Genomic DNA, 17,225 nt, shown 5'->3' with positions numbered 1-17,225 from the left:
TCCCCGAGCGACCGGCGATATCCGTAGTTTTGGCTATCAAAATGTGTATCCAATGGGTACACTCCAAGAATGGGAACGAAGGATACAGGCTTTCGCATACGCGTCGAGCGTGATCTAAGGGATGCATTCTTGGAGGTGTGCCGCGCGCAGGACAAGCCGGCAGCGCAAGTAATCCGGGAATTCATGCGTCGTTGCGTCGCCAGACGGCGCGGTGGCTCAAGCTTGGCTCCGTCATCGGTGCGTCAGGTGGGGAGCACGAATAGACGATGAGCGAGATAACGGAACAGCTTGAACGCTTTCTCGACTACATAAAATTGCTCAAGGGGGACGAGAAGGGCGAGGCGCAGGTTTTCTGCGATCGCCTGTTCCAGGCATTCGGCCACAAGGGATATAAGGAGGCCGGTGCAGAGCTCGAATTCCGCATCAAGAAGAAGGTGACGCGCGGGACAAGTTTTGCGGACCTGATCTGGAAGCCCCGTCTACTTATAGAGATGAAAAAGCGTGGTGAGAACCTCTTTCTACATTACAAGCAAGCCTTCGATTACTGGATTCACGCCGTTCCGAATCGCCCACGTTACGTCGTACTGTGCAATTTCGATGAGTTCTGGATTTACGACTTCGACAAACAGATTGATGAGCCAGTCGACATTGTAGCTATCGCGGATCTTCCCCGTCGGTACACAGCACTTAACTTCCTCTTTCCGGATAATCCGGATCCGCAGTTTGGGAACGACCGGGAAGCGGTTTCCCGTGAGGCCGCCGACAAAGTCGCTCAACTCTTCAATACTCTCGTAGCGCGAGGGATAGACCGCGCAAGGGCGCAGCGCTTCGTCCTGCAGATGGTGGTAGCGATGTTTGCCGAGGACATAGGCCTGCTGCCCGCGGGCATCGTCTACGGCCTAGCGGATGATTGCCGGCGCAAGGGTCAAAGTCCGTATGATCTTTTCGGCGGCCTATTTTCACAAATGAACTCGACCAAACTGGCGACCGGCGGCAGGTACAAGAGCGTTCCCTATTTTAACGGCGGCGTCTTTCAGACCATCGACCCGGTCGACCTGAAGCCAGCAGAACTTGAACTCATTTGCGCACCCGACGAGGGAGCGGCGACTAAGGACTGGTCGAAAGTAAATCCTGCGATATTCGGCACAATTTTCCAGCAGAGCATGGATGCAGAGGAGCGTCATGCGTACGGCGCTCACTTCACATCTGAAGCGGACATTATGCGCATAATAACGCCGACCATATCGAGGCCGTGGGATGAGCGGATTAGCAAGGCGTCTACGATGAAGGACCTGCTGGCCTTGCGCGGCGACCTCATGAGCTTCAAGGTGCTCGATCCCGCCTGCGGCAGCGGCAATTTCCTTTACCTAGCTTATCGCGAGTTGGTGCGGGTGGAAATCGCACTAATGGCAAAGCTGAAGGAGACGGTGAGCGCCTCGAATTTTCAGGCGCAGGCAAAGACTATTTCTCTTATCAGTCCCAAACAGTTTTACGGGATTGATCGGGACTCCTTCGGGGTCGAATTAGCCAAAGTCACGCTGATGCTTGCCAAGAAGCTTGCCCTCGACGAGGCTATAGAAGTGCTGGAGCGGGATCAGATTGAACTGGCTCTGCACGGGGACGACGCGCTGCCCCTCGACAATCTCGATTCAAACATTCGCTGCGGCGACGCTCTATTCGTTGACTGGCCGGAGGTGAACACCATTATCGGCAATCCGCCTTATCAGTCGAAAAATAAGATGATCGAGGAACTCGGACGCGCGTATGTCAACAGAGTACGAAAGAAAATCCCTGGCGTTCCGGGACGCGCGGACTATTGCGTCTACTGGTTTCGCAAGGCACACGATCATCTCAAATCAGGAGAGCATGCCGGTCTAGTCGGAACAAACACCATCCGCCAGAACTATTCTCGAATGGGCGGGCTCGATTACATCGTGAAAAACGGCGGAACGATCACGGAGGCCGTTTCGTCCCAAGTGTGGAGCGGAGACGCAGTTGTCCATGTCTCTATCGTCAATTGGGTGAAGGGAACCTACAAGCCAAAGAGGAAGCTGTTTCGGCAAATCGGTGACCACAAGGACTCGCCATGGGAAATAAGGGACCTAGAGCGTATCGGGCCGTCCCTTTCGTTCGAGGTTGACGTTAGCACCGCCAGACCGATTTACGCGAACGCGTTCTCTACCGCATGCTATCAGGGACAAACGCATGGGAACGATGGATTTCTGCTAAGCCCCGAGGAAGCGAGAAACCTTATCAAGGGCGATAAGGGGCTAAAGCCTTATCTTCACCCCTACATGATTACGGATGACCTGATCGGCACCAAGGACGGCTTGCCGACCCGGTATGTAATTGATTTTGAAACTCTCGGCCTGCTTGATGTGCGGAAATTTTCGACAGTTTACAAAATCCTTGAACAGCGCGTTCTCAAGGCAAGGGTGAAGGCGGCGGAGAAGGAGAAGCTGAGCAATGATGAGGCCTTGCTTGATGACGAAGAAGGCAAAATAGCCAAGGATCACGCGAATGCGCTGAAGACCTGGTGGTTGCTTTTCCGCCGACGGGGTGAATTGCTCTCGCATATAGCTCCGCTGGAGCGGTACATCGTATGCGGCCGCGTGACAAAACGGCCGATATTCGAATTTATCTCGCCGGAAATTCGCCCCAACGATTCGTTAACGGCCTTTCCTTTGGACGATGATTACTCGTTTGGAATTCTCCAATCCGGGATCCACTGGGCGTGGTTCACCGAACGATGTTCGACAATGAAGAGCGATCCCAGGTATACCTCGAACACGGTATTTGACTCTTTTCCGTGGCCGCAGACACCGACACTCTCCTCTGTCAAGAACGTCGCAAAGGCGGCTGTTTCGCTCAGAAAACTTCGCCGCGATCTCATGAAAAAATACGATCTTTCCCTTCGGGAGGTGTACCGGACACTGGAAACTCCGGGAGCTTCGCCGCTCAAAGCCGCGCACGCCGATTTGGATGTGGCTGTGCGGGAGGCATATGGCATTAAAAAATCCGAGGACCCGCTGGTCTTCCTTCTGGATCTCAACCAATCCGTTGCAACAAAGGAAGAGGATAACGAATCAGTTGTCGGACCTGGGCTTCCTCCGATCGTGAAGAGGAAGGCTGGGTTTGTAAGCGCCGATCGGTTAGCGATGACGAAATAACAGACGGAAGCGCCACTGTTTTTCCTTGGGATGGCTGTGCCCCGTACCAAGGAATCTAGTTCTTAGCGGGCCTTTCCTCAGAGATTCGCCGCTGCTTCACGGCCTCTTCTCCTTGGTGCTGGGCGCTCGGGGACCGGCTCTTCCGATGGTGAATGCACGCTTCCTCTTGTTCGGATCTGAAACGCAAATACAGTAGACCGCGTTGGAGAGGCCCATTTCTGGCTCATCCTCAAACAGCCATGTGGTTGGCCGTGCCCGCAGCTCATCGCCCAGCACGGATACGATCTACAAAGAGCGGGAAAGATGCCAGATTTCGGCGGAATAGAGGCCGTTTTAATCTACAGCCAACCCTGGTCCGCCTGGAGGAAGCGGGCGGCCGATTCCGTAACGTGTGTGCGCACCAGTTCCGATCCCGTCGTCGCCTTGAAGTCAGCGGGCAGTGCCGAGAGCGAACGGGCGATCTTGAGCAACCAGAATTGCACGGCGGTCGCTTCACTCGCAGACATGTCTTTCAGTCGAGCCGATACGAATAGCGGGATGCCCTCAAGCACCTTAACGGCATAGGCGCGGTGGCTGTCCTCGGTCAGCATGCCATCTATGCGCTCCAACCCGGCCAGAACTTCTTCGATGTTCGTAATCGTACCACCCGGCCTTTCCTGGGTCGCGAACAACAGCGCAATCCGGAACGCCTGCGTATCGATCTGAAAGGTCTGAAAGCCGGGAAGCTCATTAGCCTTGCGATAGGCGGTCTGAATATATTCCCGCGCCGCGTCGAGTTTGGGGAGTTCGGCCATTGCAATGGCATATTGCAGCCAGAAGAGGGGTTCATCGTTGACCCGTTCGTCGTAGCGTAGCCGTTCATAAATCCGGAGGATCACAGCCATCGCGTCCGTCTTGTCCCGCAGCATACGGTGAAGACTGCTATAGGCCATCATGTTCGACATCAGGACCCGATAGGCACGCTGGGGTTTGCGCTCCGCTGCGGCCAGCGTCACCTCGGTGACCGCGTCGGCGATCTCCTCGGGCTCGATGAACGCCTTGATCACGAATGCCGAAAAGACTGCGGACCTGGCACGGAAACTGTCGGCCGACAACTCGAAGATTTCTTTGGCGAGGTCCTCCACGGGCTTCAGCGCCACAAAGGGATCGGCGCCAATAACCGATCGGATAAACCCGGCGCTGATCGATCCCTGGTATGCGGCGATCAACATTGTCATCACAAGGATGCGCCGCGTGATGCGCGTCTCGAACAACGGCGCCAGCGACTTTTCGATCCGGTCCCGGATCGACCGGTTGTTGAACAGCTCGAGGAGCATGTCTCTCAGATCGCTCGGTTGCTTCCCGCCGGTTGCAGGTAAAGGCAGGCCGGCATACTTGCAAAGACGGGTAAACGCTGCCATCTCGGGGTTGGTCAGCTGATTCAGGCTGATCCGTTCGAACGGCTTGGGCAGCAGTTCGGCGAATTCATGATAGCGCACCTCGAATGTGCCGGTGCGTACCTCGATGACAAACTTGACGTCGGGCAAAGCGGCACGGAGACCCTGCAGAGCGTCCTGGCTGGTCGAATATTGCTCGACGAAGATAACGAGGCGCTCGACGCTCCGAAGCGCAACGACCTCGCCCGCGATCTCGGGATGACCCGGCCGAAAAAGGAGGCATGTCCAGCCGCGCTTCGAGAGCTCGAATGCGAGCAGATGCAGGAATAGTGTCTTGCCATTTCCAAGCCTGCCATCGACGACAAGCGCGCGGCGATGCTCAATCGCGTCCGCCGCCGATCGAACGGCTTCCGCGCGCGCAATCGCATATGTCTCTCCCGGCTGAGATCTCGCTAGCCGGCCCGGATCAAAATTTCCATATACAAGCAGGTCGTATACCTCGCCCGCGGTCGGTTGCACGATGGAACTGCGATCCCGCACCGGATTTAACGGCCTGAATGACTTGAGCCGGGACAAGTCGGTCGGTGCCTCGGCTCTGGGGGCCTTCTTCAAGGCATCCGCGAAGCCATTCGTTCCGATGAACAGGGTGCGTCCATAAGGCGCTGTTCGTCGCAGAAAAACATCGTCCTGGTCTGGCCCTTGAATGAAAAGCGTCCGCGTCGCGAGCCCTGAATCTTCGAGGAGCAGAGCCGCAATATGGTAGTCGGCGAGGCTGTATCCTATAATGTATAAGGCGCTCGCGAACACCAGATCGCGCTGGAACTGGTCGTACCAGGGTGATCGGACAACATACTGATTGACGTAGGAGGCCTCGCCCAGAACCAAGCTGGTGCGGACATTCTCCGGGGTAACGAGCCTTATGCTGCCATGCAGGTGAACAACCGCGCCGTGTGGCAACTTGTTCGGGACCGGCTCAGACACGTCGTATCCATTCGGGGGCAGCTTCTTGCCAAGCCGGTAGACCTCGACGGCATCGTCGTAATTGGTCGTGTAGATCCTGCGCCACGGCTCATCCAAAATCGCCGCTTGCGCGTTGTCCAGAGAGGCGATCCGGAATATCTGGTAGACTTCGTCTCGAAGCCTCTGCGAATCGTCGCTCGCAAACTCCTCGGTCAGTACCTGAAGATCATAGCTCGTATCGGCTGGAAACTTGAGCTTCTGAATGAAATGCCGCCGCAGGCCATTTCCGTTCGGCGGCCTGCCGCCAGCGATGTTTTTCGCGCCAAGACTAAAGCCTGACCCAAGAAATATGATCGAAGTGCTCGGCTCGACTTCACCGATGGTATTGATTGATTCGGACACAATGCCCCTCCAATTCAAATGAATAGTGGTCTATCGATGCCGCTATCGCAAGCCGCAAATAGTCTTTGCATAACTCGGTCAGCATGGCGCAATAATGAACGGCGGGCGTTTTCTGGGAAGACGAACCCGTGGGCCGAGCTGAGGTCTGCTCAACCGGAAAAGCGTCCGGTTCGGGTGTCGAAGCGGACAGCCAGGGTCCACCGTAGGGAGCCGGACATCGTTAAATCGCGTTTGGGCGAACAAATGCGCCCTGCAACCGCAAGGGAAACTCCGCGATTTCCGGTGGGGGGGAATGGCTGTAGCGGGCCTCCGCTACCACCGTTACCCCACTATGCCGCCCATGCGGGCGGAATTTTGGTTCTGCGGTCAGTTCCGCCAGATAGCCTCGCAATTCAATATCCAGGGGAGTGCGGGGCGCGACGGGGTGGACGATCACCGCGTTGACCAGCGCCCGGAAGGAATCCGCCGAAGACCCGGCCATGATATCGCGGCCCGATTTTAGCGCGGCCGACAACTGATCGATCTGTTCGAGATAGCGCGCAATCGCCATCGGATGCAGCGCCGTGGCGTCGATCGGCTCGGGCATGTCCGCCAGCTCAGCCTCGATCCGCGCTCTTTCTCCTTCCAGATCCAATAGCCGGTTGCGAATCGCGCCAATATTTGCGCTTTCGTCGGCCAGCGCATCGACCAGACGCTTCAGAGATCGCGTCGTCTCGTTGCGGCGGCGCTCCGTATTCGCTCGCGCGACGACGGCCTCATGCGCGAGTTTGCTTCGCTCGGCATGATAGATCTTTGCGAATTCCGCGATCATCCTTGGATCGCGCAACTCCGCTCGCAGACCCTCCACGGTGACGCGCTCGATGTCCTCGAGATAATAGAGGCGCGCGTGCGAGCAGGATCGGCTCTCGCGGAAGGCGGAACAGCGCACGCGCGTTTTGCCTGTCTTGTCGCGATCGTGGATTGCCATGCCGGCTCCGCAGCAGCCGCATTTTAGCAGGCCCGAGAGCAAGCGCTTCGGCCGGCGGCTTTTCGCCGGCGCTTCCCCGCACCTGGCGCCGCGCTTGGCCCTGACGGCAGCCAATGTCTCATCATCCAAAATCCTCAGATGCAGCGCCTCGGCGGACAGCCATTCCGACTCCGGGTTCGGCCGCGAGACCCGCCGGTCTGTGTCAGGGTCCTTCACCATCCTGACGCGGTTCCAGATGATTTTTCCGGCATAGAGCTCGTTTTGCAGAATGCCATTGGCGCGCTGGCGGGACCCTTTATCGTCGCGGCGTTCCATTTTGCGCCGCGCGGCGGAGCAACCGCGTCCTGGTTCAGCGCGCCGGCGATATCGCGCGGCGTCGCGCCGGCGGCGTAGGCCGCGAAAATGCGGCGCACAATATCGGCCTCATCCGGGATGATCTCCATTTCCCCTGGCTTCCCAGCGATGGGCCGATATCCATAGGCTCGGCCGCCGGCGTGACGGCCGTCGCGGATCACGCCCGCCATGCCGCGCTTGACCTTCTTGGCGCCGTCCTCGCGGTAGAGCTGGGCGACCAGGCCCCGCAGGCCCACGGTGACCGTATCAGCTCTTCCGTCATGGACGGCGCGCAGCTCGATCCCGGCATAGGCTAGGCGCTTGTGGATGCCAGCCAGATCCTCCATGTCGCGCGAGAGCCGGTCCAGGGCCTCGACGACGACAACGTCGACGCCTCCCGCCCGCGTTCGCTCCATCATCGCGAGCAGGCCGTCTCGGCCGAACATCGAAGCGCCGGACCGCGCTTTATCCTCATAGGTTCCGGCGATCGTCAGGCCGCGTTTTGGCAATAGTCACGGCAGAGCTCTATTTGATCTTCAATGGATTTTTCGCTTTGAAGGTCTGTGGAAAACCGCACGTAAATGACCGCTTTCATTCCTTCGCCTCGCCCGCGCGCCTAGCGGCCATCCGCTCCAGCGCGAGGCGATGATCCCGCCTTGCGGCCTCGCGCGCAAGAGCCCGCACCAATTCAATCATCCGAGGATCGATGGGGCGTTCTTCCGGGGCTGAGCGGGGACGCGGCGCGCGGCGCATTCTCAGACGAGGTCCTTATCGACCGCCAGCCGCTCGGGCATAGTGACAATTGTCGAACCGTCCTTGGCGCGCTCGATCTCAATAGCCGCCTTTGGCAGCCAGACCGCTTTTTGGCGGTCCCCGTCATCTGAAACAAGGATCGCGCCCTCGTCCGGCCGGACTGCCTTTGTTTCATGGTGGCTGATGAGACCGTCTCAAACTTGGGGGTGCTATAGGTTTCTGGTCGTTATTGACCTGGGGACGTGGAATGAAGTGGCGGGTTTTGCTGGAGCTGACAGAGGCAAACGGGAACGTGGAGACGCGTGAGCTGGTGACTGGCCACCGACCGACAAGCGCGATCTTTCCAGAGGACATTGGGCTGACCTTGGCCGAGGGCAAGTCAGTTCTGGCCGCCATGCAGACCGAGCTGGTTCAAGCCCAAGCCGATGAATATTGTGATCATAGGCGCATTTGTTCGCATTGCGGCTCCCGTCGCGCCATCAAGGACGGGCGCACCCGGCAGCTGACGACATTGTTCGGGGTCGTGAAAGTCGAGGCGCCTCGCCTCAATCCCTGCCGTTGTGGAGTCGCCTCGCGCCGAATTGTCAGCCCGCTGGCTGAGATCATGCGGGATCGATGCACACAAGAATACGAGCGCATTCTCGTCAAAATAAGGAGCTTGGCCGCTTAAGGCCGCGCGGCGGCCTTGATGGCCGAGTTTCTACCCCTGGATAAAGCGCCTGCGGTCGAAACGGCGCGACGGCGAACCCTTTGGGTGGGAGCGAAATTGGAGCAGCAGAGCCTGGCCGCCAAGCCATTGGCCAGTCCGCCATCGGCTCAGTCGATCGTGGTCTCGCTCGACGGCGGCCATGTGAAGTCGATCAGAAGCTATCAGATGCGATCGTTCGAGGTCATGTTGGCTTGCGCCAGTAACGACCGAGGGAAGCAGCAGCTGTTCTGCAGCGTCCCGGTCGAGGCGGATCGGCAGCGTCAGCAGCTCAGCGCCGTCCTGCGCGACCTTGGCGCAACGCCCGCGACTCTGGTGACGGTGTTGAGCGACGGAGTAGAAGGCCCACGCTTTCTGGGTGAATCCGCGAGCCCGGGTCCGGCGCGTCATGTTATGGACTGGTTTCATCTTTCGATGCGAGTTCAGCACGTGACCCAAACGGTTCGAAGCTGGCCGCGCGGGACCAACGAGGATCTCCCGCAAGGCGATCTGCTCGCGAAGAAGATTGAACGGATCCGTTGGCTGCTATGGCACGGCCGCCCCCAAGGGGCTCTTGATCTAATCGACGAGATTTTGCAGGACATCGAAATGCCAAAGCGCCAAGTCCAGCTGACCGCGGCCTATCTCAAAGAAACTCACAGGCATCCTGCGAGATCTCGAGACTTACGTCTCGGGACAATTCTCCTCGATCATCAATTATGCCGCCGCGCGGCGTTCAGCCGAGCTAATCTCGACGGCCCAAACCGAGAGCGCAGTCCATAGACTGCTGCATCGGCGGATGACGGCAAAGCAGCAAATGCGCTGGTCGCCGAGAGGAGCGCACTTCATGCTCAAGGTTCTGACCGCCGTCTTGAACGGAACATTCGAACGCGACCATATCGCTCTCGGCCTGTCGACGCGCTCCCCCATATGCCAGGCGGGTTAGAACCCCCAAGTTTGAGACGGTCTCAATGGCGGCCTTTGAACAAATCATCTACGCTCAGCATGCCGCTCCCTTATCGGCAAATATGCCTCCCTTGCGCTGTTTGCACCAGAGCCTTAGCTCTCTGATTTTATTGCTTTGTGCAGCTACGCCAAATCAGGAACTAATAACTAAGTCATAGCGTTAAAGGGATACATTGGCGCTCACGCAATTGTCGTGCATCGGAGGCCAGCGTCAACTTCGGGGGGGCAACGAGGGAGAGAGGGCATGAAAATTCGAGGGCAAGACATCCCACTTCCAACCAGCATGGTGGGCAATTACCCCAACCCACGTTGGTGGGATGCTACGTGGGCGCGACATTTCAAGGGTGACCGGGAACCGCCGGATTCCATGAGCCGCGAAGCTCTCGAAGACGCCGTCGCAGCGGTTGTCCTGGATCAGGAAAACGCTGGCCTCGACATCATCACGGATGGACGCGTCCACGGCGACAACTACGCTGATACCGCAGTCTACCATTATTTTCGGCGGCTGGGCTACGATCTTCGAGGCAATCATCTAGGCTTCCCAATTTATAGTCGTCTGCATTCTGGGACGGTGGAGCATGAAATTCGGCGGCACGGCGCCATAATGGTCGAGCAGGCGCGGGCGCTCAAACGCGCGACGAGTAAACCGACCAAGGTGCAATACACAGGCGTCCAGGTTCTCGCCCAATGTACGAACGATCTCTACTATAGCAACTCCCGCGATCGAGCGCTGGCCATCGCGAAGGCCATGAACGAGGATATTCGGGAGGTAGACGCGTTGGGCGTCGACTTCATCCAATTGGATGAGTTCACTTGGCCCTATTTCTTCGAGGACTGGGCCATCGAAGCATTCAACACGGCGGTCGAAGGGGTCAAGAACGCCCGCATTATCGTCCATGTCTGCTGGGGCAATTGGGGCGGCACCCCGGCCTATTATCCGGACGAGACCGGCACGCCTGGCGAGATCTACGACTTGACTAAGCGCAAGGAGAAAGCGAACGCCCCGGCGGCAACGCGCTCGATCGTGCCGAAGGCTTACGAAGCGCGCATCAATGTCCTCAATCTTGAGAGTTGCGGCAGACGCGTCGATGATATGTCAGGTCTCGACGCCTTCAAGGAATTTCCGCTGCCGGACAATATCGACTTCTGGGCCGGGGTGATCGACGTCAAGAGCACGATCACGGAAACGGCCGCTGAAGTGGCGGACCGCATCACCGCCCTGCTGAGGGTCGTCCCGGCCGATCGGCTCGGCGTCACCACAGACTGTGGCCTGATCCTGCTGCAGCGCTACATTGCGCAGGACAAGATCCACGCCCTGGTCGAAGGGACCAAGCTGGTCCGCGAAAGGCTGCAGCAAGCCGTAGCCGCCGAGTGACTTGACCAGATGGCGCGGCCACTGACGCCCCCGCCATCTGACGCCGGAGCTTCTAAAATGCCAGTCTATACGATCGCCTGTCCCGACTGCGGGCGGGTTGCGAAGAGTTTCGTTCTGAAGGGCGCCCGCATGCCCACCGAGTGGACATGCTCGGGATGCGGGGGTCGCCGCGCGCGGCCAGATCCCAACAAGCGTCCTGAGCCCCATCCCTGGGAGACAGGTCATGGCGCCGGTTGTCCTTGCTGCGGCGGTTAACCCGGCGCGATCGTCAGGACAAGCACCGATTTCTACGCCCGATTAAGGGAGACAGATGGTGGATCAGTTCGTTGCTAAAGGCTCTGATCCGTCCTTCCTGACCATCGAACAATGGGCGAGGAAGATCGAGGAGGCGCTCGAGAAGCCAAACATCGTCGGCCCCATCAGGAATATCCGGGATGGCGACCGGCGCGAATTCGACGCCATTTTCATTGGCGGTGGAGCGGCGGGGCGATTTGGATCGGCATACCTTCGCGCCCTGGGCGGCCGTCAGCTAGTGATTGATCGCTGGCCTTTTCTCGGCGGCTCCTGCCCACACAATGCTTGCGTCCCCCACCATCTTTTTTCGGAGTGCGCGGCAGAATTGATGCTGGCCCGCGCTTTCTCCGGAACTCTCTGGTTTCCGGACATGACTGGACGGACGACCTCGATCAAGGAAGTGGTCGATCTGTTCCGGCGTGGCCGCACGGGGCCGCATGCCGTCATGAACTATCAAAGCAAAGAGCAACTCGACATCGAGTTCGTGCTGAATGCATCGGCCCGAATCCTCGACGCTCACACCGTCGAGGCGGCCGGCGAGGTCTTCAGAGCTCGCGCTCTGGTGCTGGCGCTCGGCGCCGAGCCAGTCCGCCTGGACGCGCCCGGGAGCGAACTGGACGGCGTGCACGACTACGCGACGCTGGTCGAGACCCTTGACCGCGAGCCGGGCGATGCCGTGGTTGTCATCGGCGGAGGTAAGACGGCCGTCGAATATGGCTGCTTCTTCAACGCCACGGGCCGTCATGTGGTCATGCTCGTCCGCAGCCGGCTTCTCGACCTCATACGCGACGGCGACACCCGCGCCTACGCTATCGACCGCATGCGCGAGCAGGGTATGGAGATCATAGAAGGGGCGACGGCATCCGCCATTATCGGAGACGCCTCCGGCCACGTTGCCCGAGTTGTTGCTGAGACGCCTGCGGGCCCGCTGCAGATCGACGCCGATTTCGTGTTTCAAGCGCTTGGCGAACGGCCACGGTCGCGCCCCGCGGTCGAAGCGCTTGGCGTCGCCGTCGACGACAGCGGCGCCGTGGTGGTCGACGAACAGCTGCGGACATCGGTCGCTGATGTTTATGCGGTCGGGGACCTCATTGGCGCTCCCATGGAGATGTTCAAGGCGCGCAAGAGCGGAGTCTATGCCGCGCGCGCCATTATGGGCGAGAAAGTCAGCTACCGGCCGTCCGACTGGCCGGACTTCCTGCACACCCATTACGAGGTGAGCTGGCTCGGCCTCGGCGAGGAGGAGGCGCGTGCGCGTTTTCTGAACGTCGTCATTCTGAAAATGCCTCCCGACAACCCCAACGGCCTCGCCATCGGCCTTCCGGCGAGCGACAGGACAATGCTCTACGCCATGGCGCGCCCGCACATGTCCGGCTTCCAAAAACTGGTGTTAGATGGCGATACCCGAAGGGTGTTGGGGGCGCATCACGTGGGCTATGGAGCCAAGGATGCGTTCCAATATCTCAACGTGCTGGTCCAGAGGGGCCTGACCATAGATGAGCTGGGAGAGATGGACGAATTGTTCCTCAACCCCACTCACTTCATTCAATTGTCGCGCCTGAGGGCCGGCCATCGGGAGCTCCGAAACCTATGAGCCGGGTGGTGATGGTCACGGGGGCGGCTTCGGGTATTGGAGCCGGGCTGGCGGCGCGCTTCCTCAGCCTGGGAGACCAAGTGGTCGCCCTCGACATGGACCGGGGCGGCCTCGCGTCGCTGGCCGACCAGCTTGCCAGTCCGAACCTGTTGCCAGCTGTCGCCGATGTCACTGATGATGCGCAGCTGGAGGGGGCGCTGGCCGAGGCGGTCGCGCGCTTCGGCCATCCGGAGGTGCTCATCAACAACGCTGGTACGACCGGCGGCGCGCAAGCGACGACCCTCCACGAAACTCCGCCCAATGTGGCCGACCGCGTCATCGATGTGAACCTGCGAGCCGTCATCCGGCTGAGCGTCGCCGTCCTGCCGGCCATGCTGGAGCGGCGCCGCGGCGTCATCTTGAACATAGCTTCGGTGGCCGGGCTCGTGGCGTTCCCCGGCCGGGCCGCCTATTCAATCGCCAAGGCCGCAGTCATCCAAGTCACCCGAGCCATCGCTGTCGACTATGGGCGCCAGGGAATTCGGTCCGTCGCCCTGTGCCCGGGAATGATCGACACGCCGATGACCCATTGGCGGCTCGCCCAGCCCTCATTGCGGGAGGAGGTGCTGGCCCGCATTCCCCAAAGGACGATCGGCGCGGTGTCGGATGTCGTGGGCGCGGCGGCTTTCTTCGCCAGCGACGAGGCCAGTTATTGTAACGGCGCCGCCATACCCATTGACGGCGGGTACTCAGCCGTCTGATCGATGCAACCACGTGGCTTTCGGTAGGTGGTTCTGGGATGTCTAAGCGGGCGGAAGGCAATCGGGTGAAGACCAATGGCACCGGCCACCGAATCGGCCCGTGATGGAAGCGGTCATGTTCGATTACATCATTGTCGGCGCCGGATCTGCGGGCTGCGTCTTGGCAAGCCGGTTGACCGAGGATTCCGCTTGCCGGGTATTATTGCTCGAAGCGGGCGGCGAAGACGACGCGCCCTCGATCCGGATACCGGCATTCTACGGGCAACTCCAGGACAGCCCCTGCGACTGGGCTGACAGAACTCTTCCCCAGGCGCATTTGAATGGGCGCCGTATCTTTGTGCCTCAAGGCCGGGTGCTCGGCGGATCGAGCTCCATCAATTACATGATTTACATCCGCGGCAACCGCGGCGACTACGACGAATGGCGCCGCCGCGGGAACGAGGGCTGGGGATACGATGACGTTTTGCCTTACTTTGTGAAAGCGGAAGGCAATAAGACCCTTTCCGACCGCTATCACGGCACGGGCGGTCCCCTTGATGTCGACAGCCATTTGCCTTCGAACCCTCTCGTCGAACGCTATCTCGCCGCGGCGGAGGAAGTGGGAATCCCATTCAACCCAGACTTCAATGGAGAGTTTCAAGAAGGGTGTGGCCCTTTGCAAGCCACGCTCGCAAATCGCGCCCGCTGTAGCGCCGCCAATGCATATCTCCACCCGGCGCGCTCGCGTCCGAACCTGACCATCCTGACCCATGCCCAGGCGACGAAGCTGCATTTCAGCGGCGCCCGAGCCGCTGGCGTCGATTATCTCCGCTTCGGAGTCCTGGAGCAGGCGCGCGCTGCTAGCGAGGTCATCGTTTCAGCCGGCGCTTTGCGTTCGCCTCAGTTGCTGATGCTTTCCGGGATCGGACCAAAAGCCGAGCTTGAACGGCGAGGGGTTGACATTCGCTTGGATCTTCCAGGCGTGGGCAAGAACCTGCAGGACCATCTCCATACAAGAGTGCGGTGCGAGATCGCGCGGCCGCTCACCTTCGCCCCGCTCCCGGACGAAACGAAGGCGGCCGCATGTCAGGAATACGCGGCTCATCGCAGCGGCCCGCTCGCGTCAAACTTCCTTGAGGCGGGAGCGTTTGTCAAAAGCGAGCCGAAAGAGGCGTATCCGGGGCTCCAGCTATTTTTCCTCATGACGCTGGCTCCTGACTATCCCGAAGGCGGGCCGCCAGACCGGCATGGCGTAACCTTCACCGCCTACATGAATCGGCCGCTCAGCCGCGGCGAGGTCACGCTCTCGTCGCCCGACCCTCTTGATCGACCGATGATCGATTTCAACTACTTGAGTGCGCCCGACGATATGAGATGCGCCGTCGCTGGCGTACGCTGGAACCTCAGGATTTTGTACGCTAAGCCCTTTGACGACATCCGAGGCGTCGAAATAGCGCCGGGAGCGGAGCTGAGAAGCGATGCGGATATCGAGTCCTTCGTGAGGCGCGCTGCCTCCACCACATGGCACCTGGCCGGCACCTGCAAGATGGGAGTTGATGAGATGGCTGTCGTCGATCCCCATCTCAAAGTGCATGGCGTCGAGGGACTGCGCGTCGTGGACGCGTCGATCATGCCGACAATCGTAAGCGGCAACACGAATGCGCCAACGATCATGATCGCAGAGAAAGCAGCGGATTTGATTCGCAACGGCTCGCGGCAGGGCGTATGATTTTTAGTTTAATGGGCGGTGAGATGTCCAAGACCGAGCCACGACCCATTTACGTCGACTCCGATAAGCGCACGGGCCTCGACGATCTTGCCGCGCAGGTCAAGGATGGCTCCGTCGTCGCGGTGGGAGGCGGCCTCTCCTCGCGGGAGCCCATGGCCCTGCTGCGGGCCATCCTGCGCCGTGGCGTCAAGGGTCTCACCGTGGTCGGCTCGGCGCATGGCATCGATATCGACCTGTTGAGCGGCGGCGGCGCCATTTCACGATCTTCGGAGAGCTACGTCGGCTTCGAGCAGGATTTCGGCATGGCGCCGAATTATCGGCGCGCGCTCGAATCCGGCGCAGTCAGCGTTGATGACAGCTGTTGCTATACTCTTGTGCAACAGCTTCGGGCCGCCATCCAGGGCCTGCCGTTCCTGCCCATCCGGTCGGTCAGGGGCACTAGCTTTCCGTCGCTTCACCCCGAGTACAAGCGGATGATTTGCCCCTTTACCGGCGAAGAGCTGTTGCTCGTCCCGGCCATCGAGCCCGAGGTCGCCCTCATTCACGCCCAGTACGGGGATGCCCAGGGCAACCTGCTGATTCAGGGACCACCTGTCGCGGATATTCTTTTCGCAAAGGCGTCGCGGGAGGTGCTGGCGACGGTCGAGGAGATCGTCTCGACGGCGCGGCTCAAGGAACTCGGCGGCGTCAGCATCCCATACTTCTACGTAACTGCGGTGAGCGAGGTCCCGATGGGCGCGCATCCCACCGCCTGTTATCCCTTTTATGCCTACGATCGACGCCATACGGTCTTGTACTATGAGGCGGCCCGCAAGGGCGCCGACGCCTTCTTGGCCGAGTATCTCTCCGTCTTTGTCCACGGCGCGCCCGACCACGCCGACTATCTTGCGCAGATCGGCGGCGAAAAAGCGCGCGCCCGTCTTTCCTCTTGGCGCGATGGCGCCGAAGCCTGGAAGCGCCTTTACATGGACGAGGCGATGGCATGACGACAAGCTGCACCTTCGGCGAGATGATGATCGCGGCGCTCACCCGCACGATCGCGGACGGGACGCTGGTCTTCCATGGATTCGGATCGCCGCTGATCCAGCTCGCCATGCATGTGGCGAAGCGAACCCATGCGCCGCGGATGATCTTGGTGGCGGGCGCTACCTATGGGGTCGATCCTGAACCGCCTTTTCTGGCCCCCACCTCGAACGATTGGGTGATGGATCGCGGCGCGTCGTCCTCGCTTGGCATTGAGGAGCTGTTCGACCTCGCGGCGGCCGGGCGCATGGGACGAATGTTCCTGTCCGGCTTACAGATCGACCGATGGGGCAACTGCAATGTGACGGCGCTGGGCTATCCCAACATCAAGCTGAAATTGCCCGGCGGCGGCGGCGGCTGCAACCTTTCCTGCGACGCAGCCCATATCACCCTTTGGACCACGGCCCATCGGTCGCCGAAGGACGCCAAGGGCCAACGCCGATTCCGTCTCGTCGAGGACTGCGATTTTATCACCAATCTTGGCCACCGCACCCGAGACGGACAGCCCGCAAAGGAGCTCGGCCATCGCGGCGGCGGCCCGCAATGGCTTGTGACCGAGCTCGGCCTGTTCGACTTCGACGCCGACGGGCACGCCCGGCTAACCGCAGTCTACCGCGACACCTCGCTCGACGAGGTTCTGGAGAACATGGGGTTCACGCCGAGGCTCGCCGCCAAGGTCGAGACGATTCCGGCGCCGGAGCGCTCGGTCGTCGAACTCATCCGGCGGCTCGATCCACTGAAGGTCCACGAGAAGGAGATTCGCGCCGAGGATCTGCGGCGCGAATTCGCAATCACCTAGAGCATGATCCCAAAACGTACAGACTTTTTCGATAAGATCATACGTTAAAACAAAGAGATAGAGAGCATGATAGACATCAT

General features: G+C 59.8%; 10 protein-coding genes and 2 pseudogenes. 8 read left to right on the top strand and 4 right to left on the bottom strand.

All coding sequences use genetic code 11. The annotated features are described in order from the left end of the window. The first annotated feature begins 266 nt into the window (after positions 1-266). Complete coding sequence (locus DL86_RS03295) at positions 267-3,170, top strand: DNA methyltransferase (RefSeq protein WP_036258228.1); 2,904 nt, start codon at positions 267-269, stop codon at positions 3,168-3,170. Between the two features lie 338 nt (positions 3,171-3,508). Here the strand turns inward: DL86_RS03295 and DL86_RS03290 are convergent, their stop codons facing one another. The 4 genes and pseudogenes from DL86_RS03290 to DL86_RS20730 all read right to left on the bottom strand — a co-directional run bounded on the left by DL86_RS03290 (position 3,509) and on the right by DL86_RS20730 (position 7,654). Further along, a complete protein-coding gene (locus tag DL86_RS03290) occupies positions 3,509-5,908 on the bottom strand; it encodes an SIR2 family protein (RefSeq protein ID WP_036258226.1) in 2,400 nt (799 codons plus the stop codon). A gap of 220 nt (positions 5,909-6,128) precedes the next feature. Further along, on the bottom strand, positions 6,129-6,875 hold the full coding sequence (locus DL86_RS18555) for a hypothetical protein (RefSeq protein WP_245276209.1): 747 nt from the start codon (positions 6,873-6,875) through the stop codon (positions 6,129-6,131). Between the two features lie 150 nt (positions 6,876-7,025). After that, positions 7,026-7,142 (bottom strand): annotated as a pseudogene (locus DL86_RS20680) (hypothetical protein); the annotation flags it as partial. Then, complete coding sequence (locus DL86_RS20730) at positions 7,088-7,654, bottom strand: recombinase family protein (RefSeq protein WP_342585842.1); 567 nt, start codon at positions 7,652-7,654, stop codon at positions 7,088-7,090. The gene DL86_RS20730 and the pseudogene DL86_RS20680, both read right to left, overlap by 55 nt. Before the next feature lie 554 nt (positions 7,655-8,208). On the opposite strand from DL86_RS20730, the pseudogene DL86_RS20780 reads away from it, so the two are divergent. The 7 genes and pseudogenes from DL86_RS20780 (at position 8,209) to DL86_RS03245 (ending at position 17,145) form a co-directional block, all read left to right on the top strand. Then, a pseudogene (locus tag DL86_RS20780) lies at positions 8,209-9,592 on the top strand (ISKra4 family transposase). 264 nt (positions 9,593-9,856) lie between these two features. After that, positions 9,857-10,987 (top strand): uroporphyrinogen decarboxylase/cobalamine-independent methonine synthase family protein, encoded by a 1,131-nt coding sequence (locus DL86_RS03270; RefSeq protein ID WP_036258221.1) that lies wholly within the window; start codon positions 9,857-9,859, stop codon positions 10,985-10,987. A 310-nt stretch (positions 10,988-11,297) separates the two neighbouring features. Next, positions 11,298-12,875: an FAD-dependent oxidoreductase gene (locus DL86_RS03265; RefSeq protein ID WP_051952583.1), complete on the top strand. Its 1,578-nt coding sequence runs from the start codon at positions 11,298-11,300 to the stop codon at positions 12,873-12,875. Further along, positions 12,872-13,615 carry an SDR family NAD(P)-dependent oxidoreductase gene (locus DL86_RS03260; RefSeq protein ID WP_036258220.1) on the top strand — a complete coding sequence of 248 codons (744 nt, stop codon included), beginning with the start codon at positions 12,872-12,874 and terminating at the stop codon, positions 13,613-13,615. Before DL86_RS03265 ends, DL86_RS03260 begins: the two co-directional genes overlap by 4 nt. A gap of 115 nt (positions 13,616-13,730) precedes the next feature. After that, positions 13,731-15,323 (top strand): GMC family oxidoreductase, encoded by a 1,593-nt coding sequence (locus tag DL86_RS03255; RefSeq protein ID WP_036258527.1) that lies wholly within the window; start codon positions 13,731-13,733, stop codon positions 15,321-15,323. 23 nt (positions 15,324-15,346) lie between these two features. Then, on the top strand, positions 15,347-16,309 hold the full coding sequence (locus tag DL86_RS03250; RefSeq protein WP_036258219.1) for a CoA transferase subunit A: 963 nt from the start codon (positions 15,347-15,349) through the stop codon (positions 16,307-16,309). Beyond that, the gene (locus DL86_RS03245) at positions 16,306-17,145 is read left to right on the top strand and encodes a CoA-transferase (protein WP_036258217.1); all 840 of its coding nucleotides are present in this window, start codon (positions 16,306-16,308) and stop codon (positions 17,143-17,145) included. Before DL86_RS03250 ends, DL86_RS03245 begins: the two co-directional genes overlap by 4 nt. Positions 17,146-17,225 lie beyond the last annotated feature (80 nt).

The organism is Methylocapsa aurea, from assembly GCF_000746085.1.
GTDB classification, from domain to species: Bacteria; Pseudomonadota; Alphaproteobacteria; order Rhizobiales; family Beijerinckiaceae; genus Methylocapsa; species Methylocapsa aurea.
Note: the sequence above shows the minus strand (reverse complement) of the source record. Positions and strands in the feature narration are given on the sequence as shown.

Excerpts from the sequence above, each read along its gene's own strand:
- DL86_RS03295 (WP_036258228.1), top strand. The coding sequence starts at position 267 with ATGAGCGAGATAACGGAACAGCTTGAACGCTTTCTCGACTACATAAAA.
- DL86_RS18555 (WP_245276209.1), bottom strand. The coding sequence starts at position 6,875 with ATGGCAATCCACGATCGCGACAAGACAGGCAAAACGCGCGTGCGCTGT.
- DL86_RS20730 (WP_342585842.1), bottom strand. The coding sequence starts at position 7,654 with ATGTTCGGCCGAGACGGCCTGCTCGCGATGATGGAGCGAACGCGGGCG.
- DL86_RS03270 (WP_036258221.1), top strand. The coding sequence starts at position 9,857 with ATGAAAATTCGAGGGCAAGACATCCCACTTCCAACCAGCATGGTGGGC.
- DL86_RS03265 (WP_051952583.1), top strand. The coding sequence starts at position 11,298 with ATGGTGGATCAGTTCGTTGCTAAAGGCTCTGATCCGTCCTTCCTGACC.
- DL86_RS03260 (WP_036258220.1), top strand. The coding sequence starts at position 12,872 with ATGAGCCGGGTGGTGATGGTCACGGGGGCGGCTTCGGGTATTGGAGCC.
- DL86_RS03255 (WP_036258527.1), top strand. The coding sequence starts at position 13,731 with ATGTTCGATTACATCATTGTCGGCGCCGGATCTGCGGGCTGCGTCTTG.
- DL86_RS03250 (WP_036258219.1), top strand. The coding sequence starts at position 15,347 with ATGTCCAAGACCGAGCCACGACCCATTTACGTCGACTCCGATAAGCGC.
- DL86_RS03245 (WP_036258217.1), top strand. The coding sequence starts at position 16,306 with ATGACGACAAGCTGCACCTTCGGCGAGATGATGATCGCGGCGCTCACC.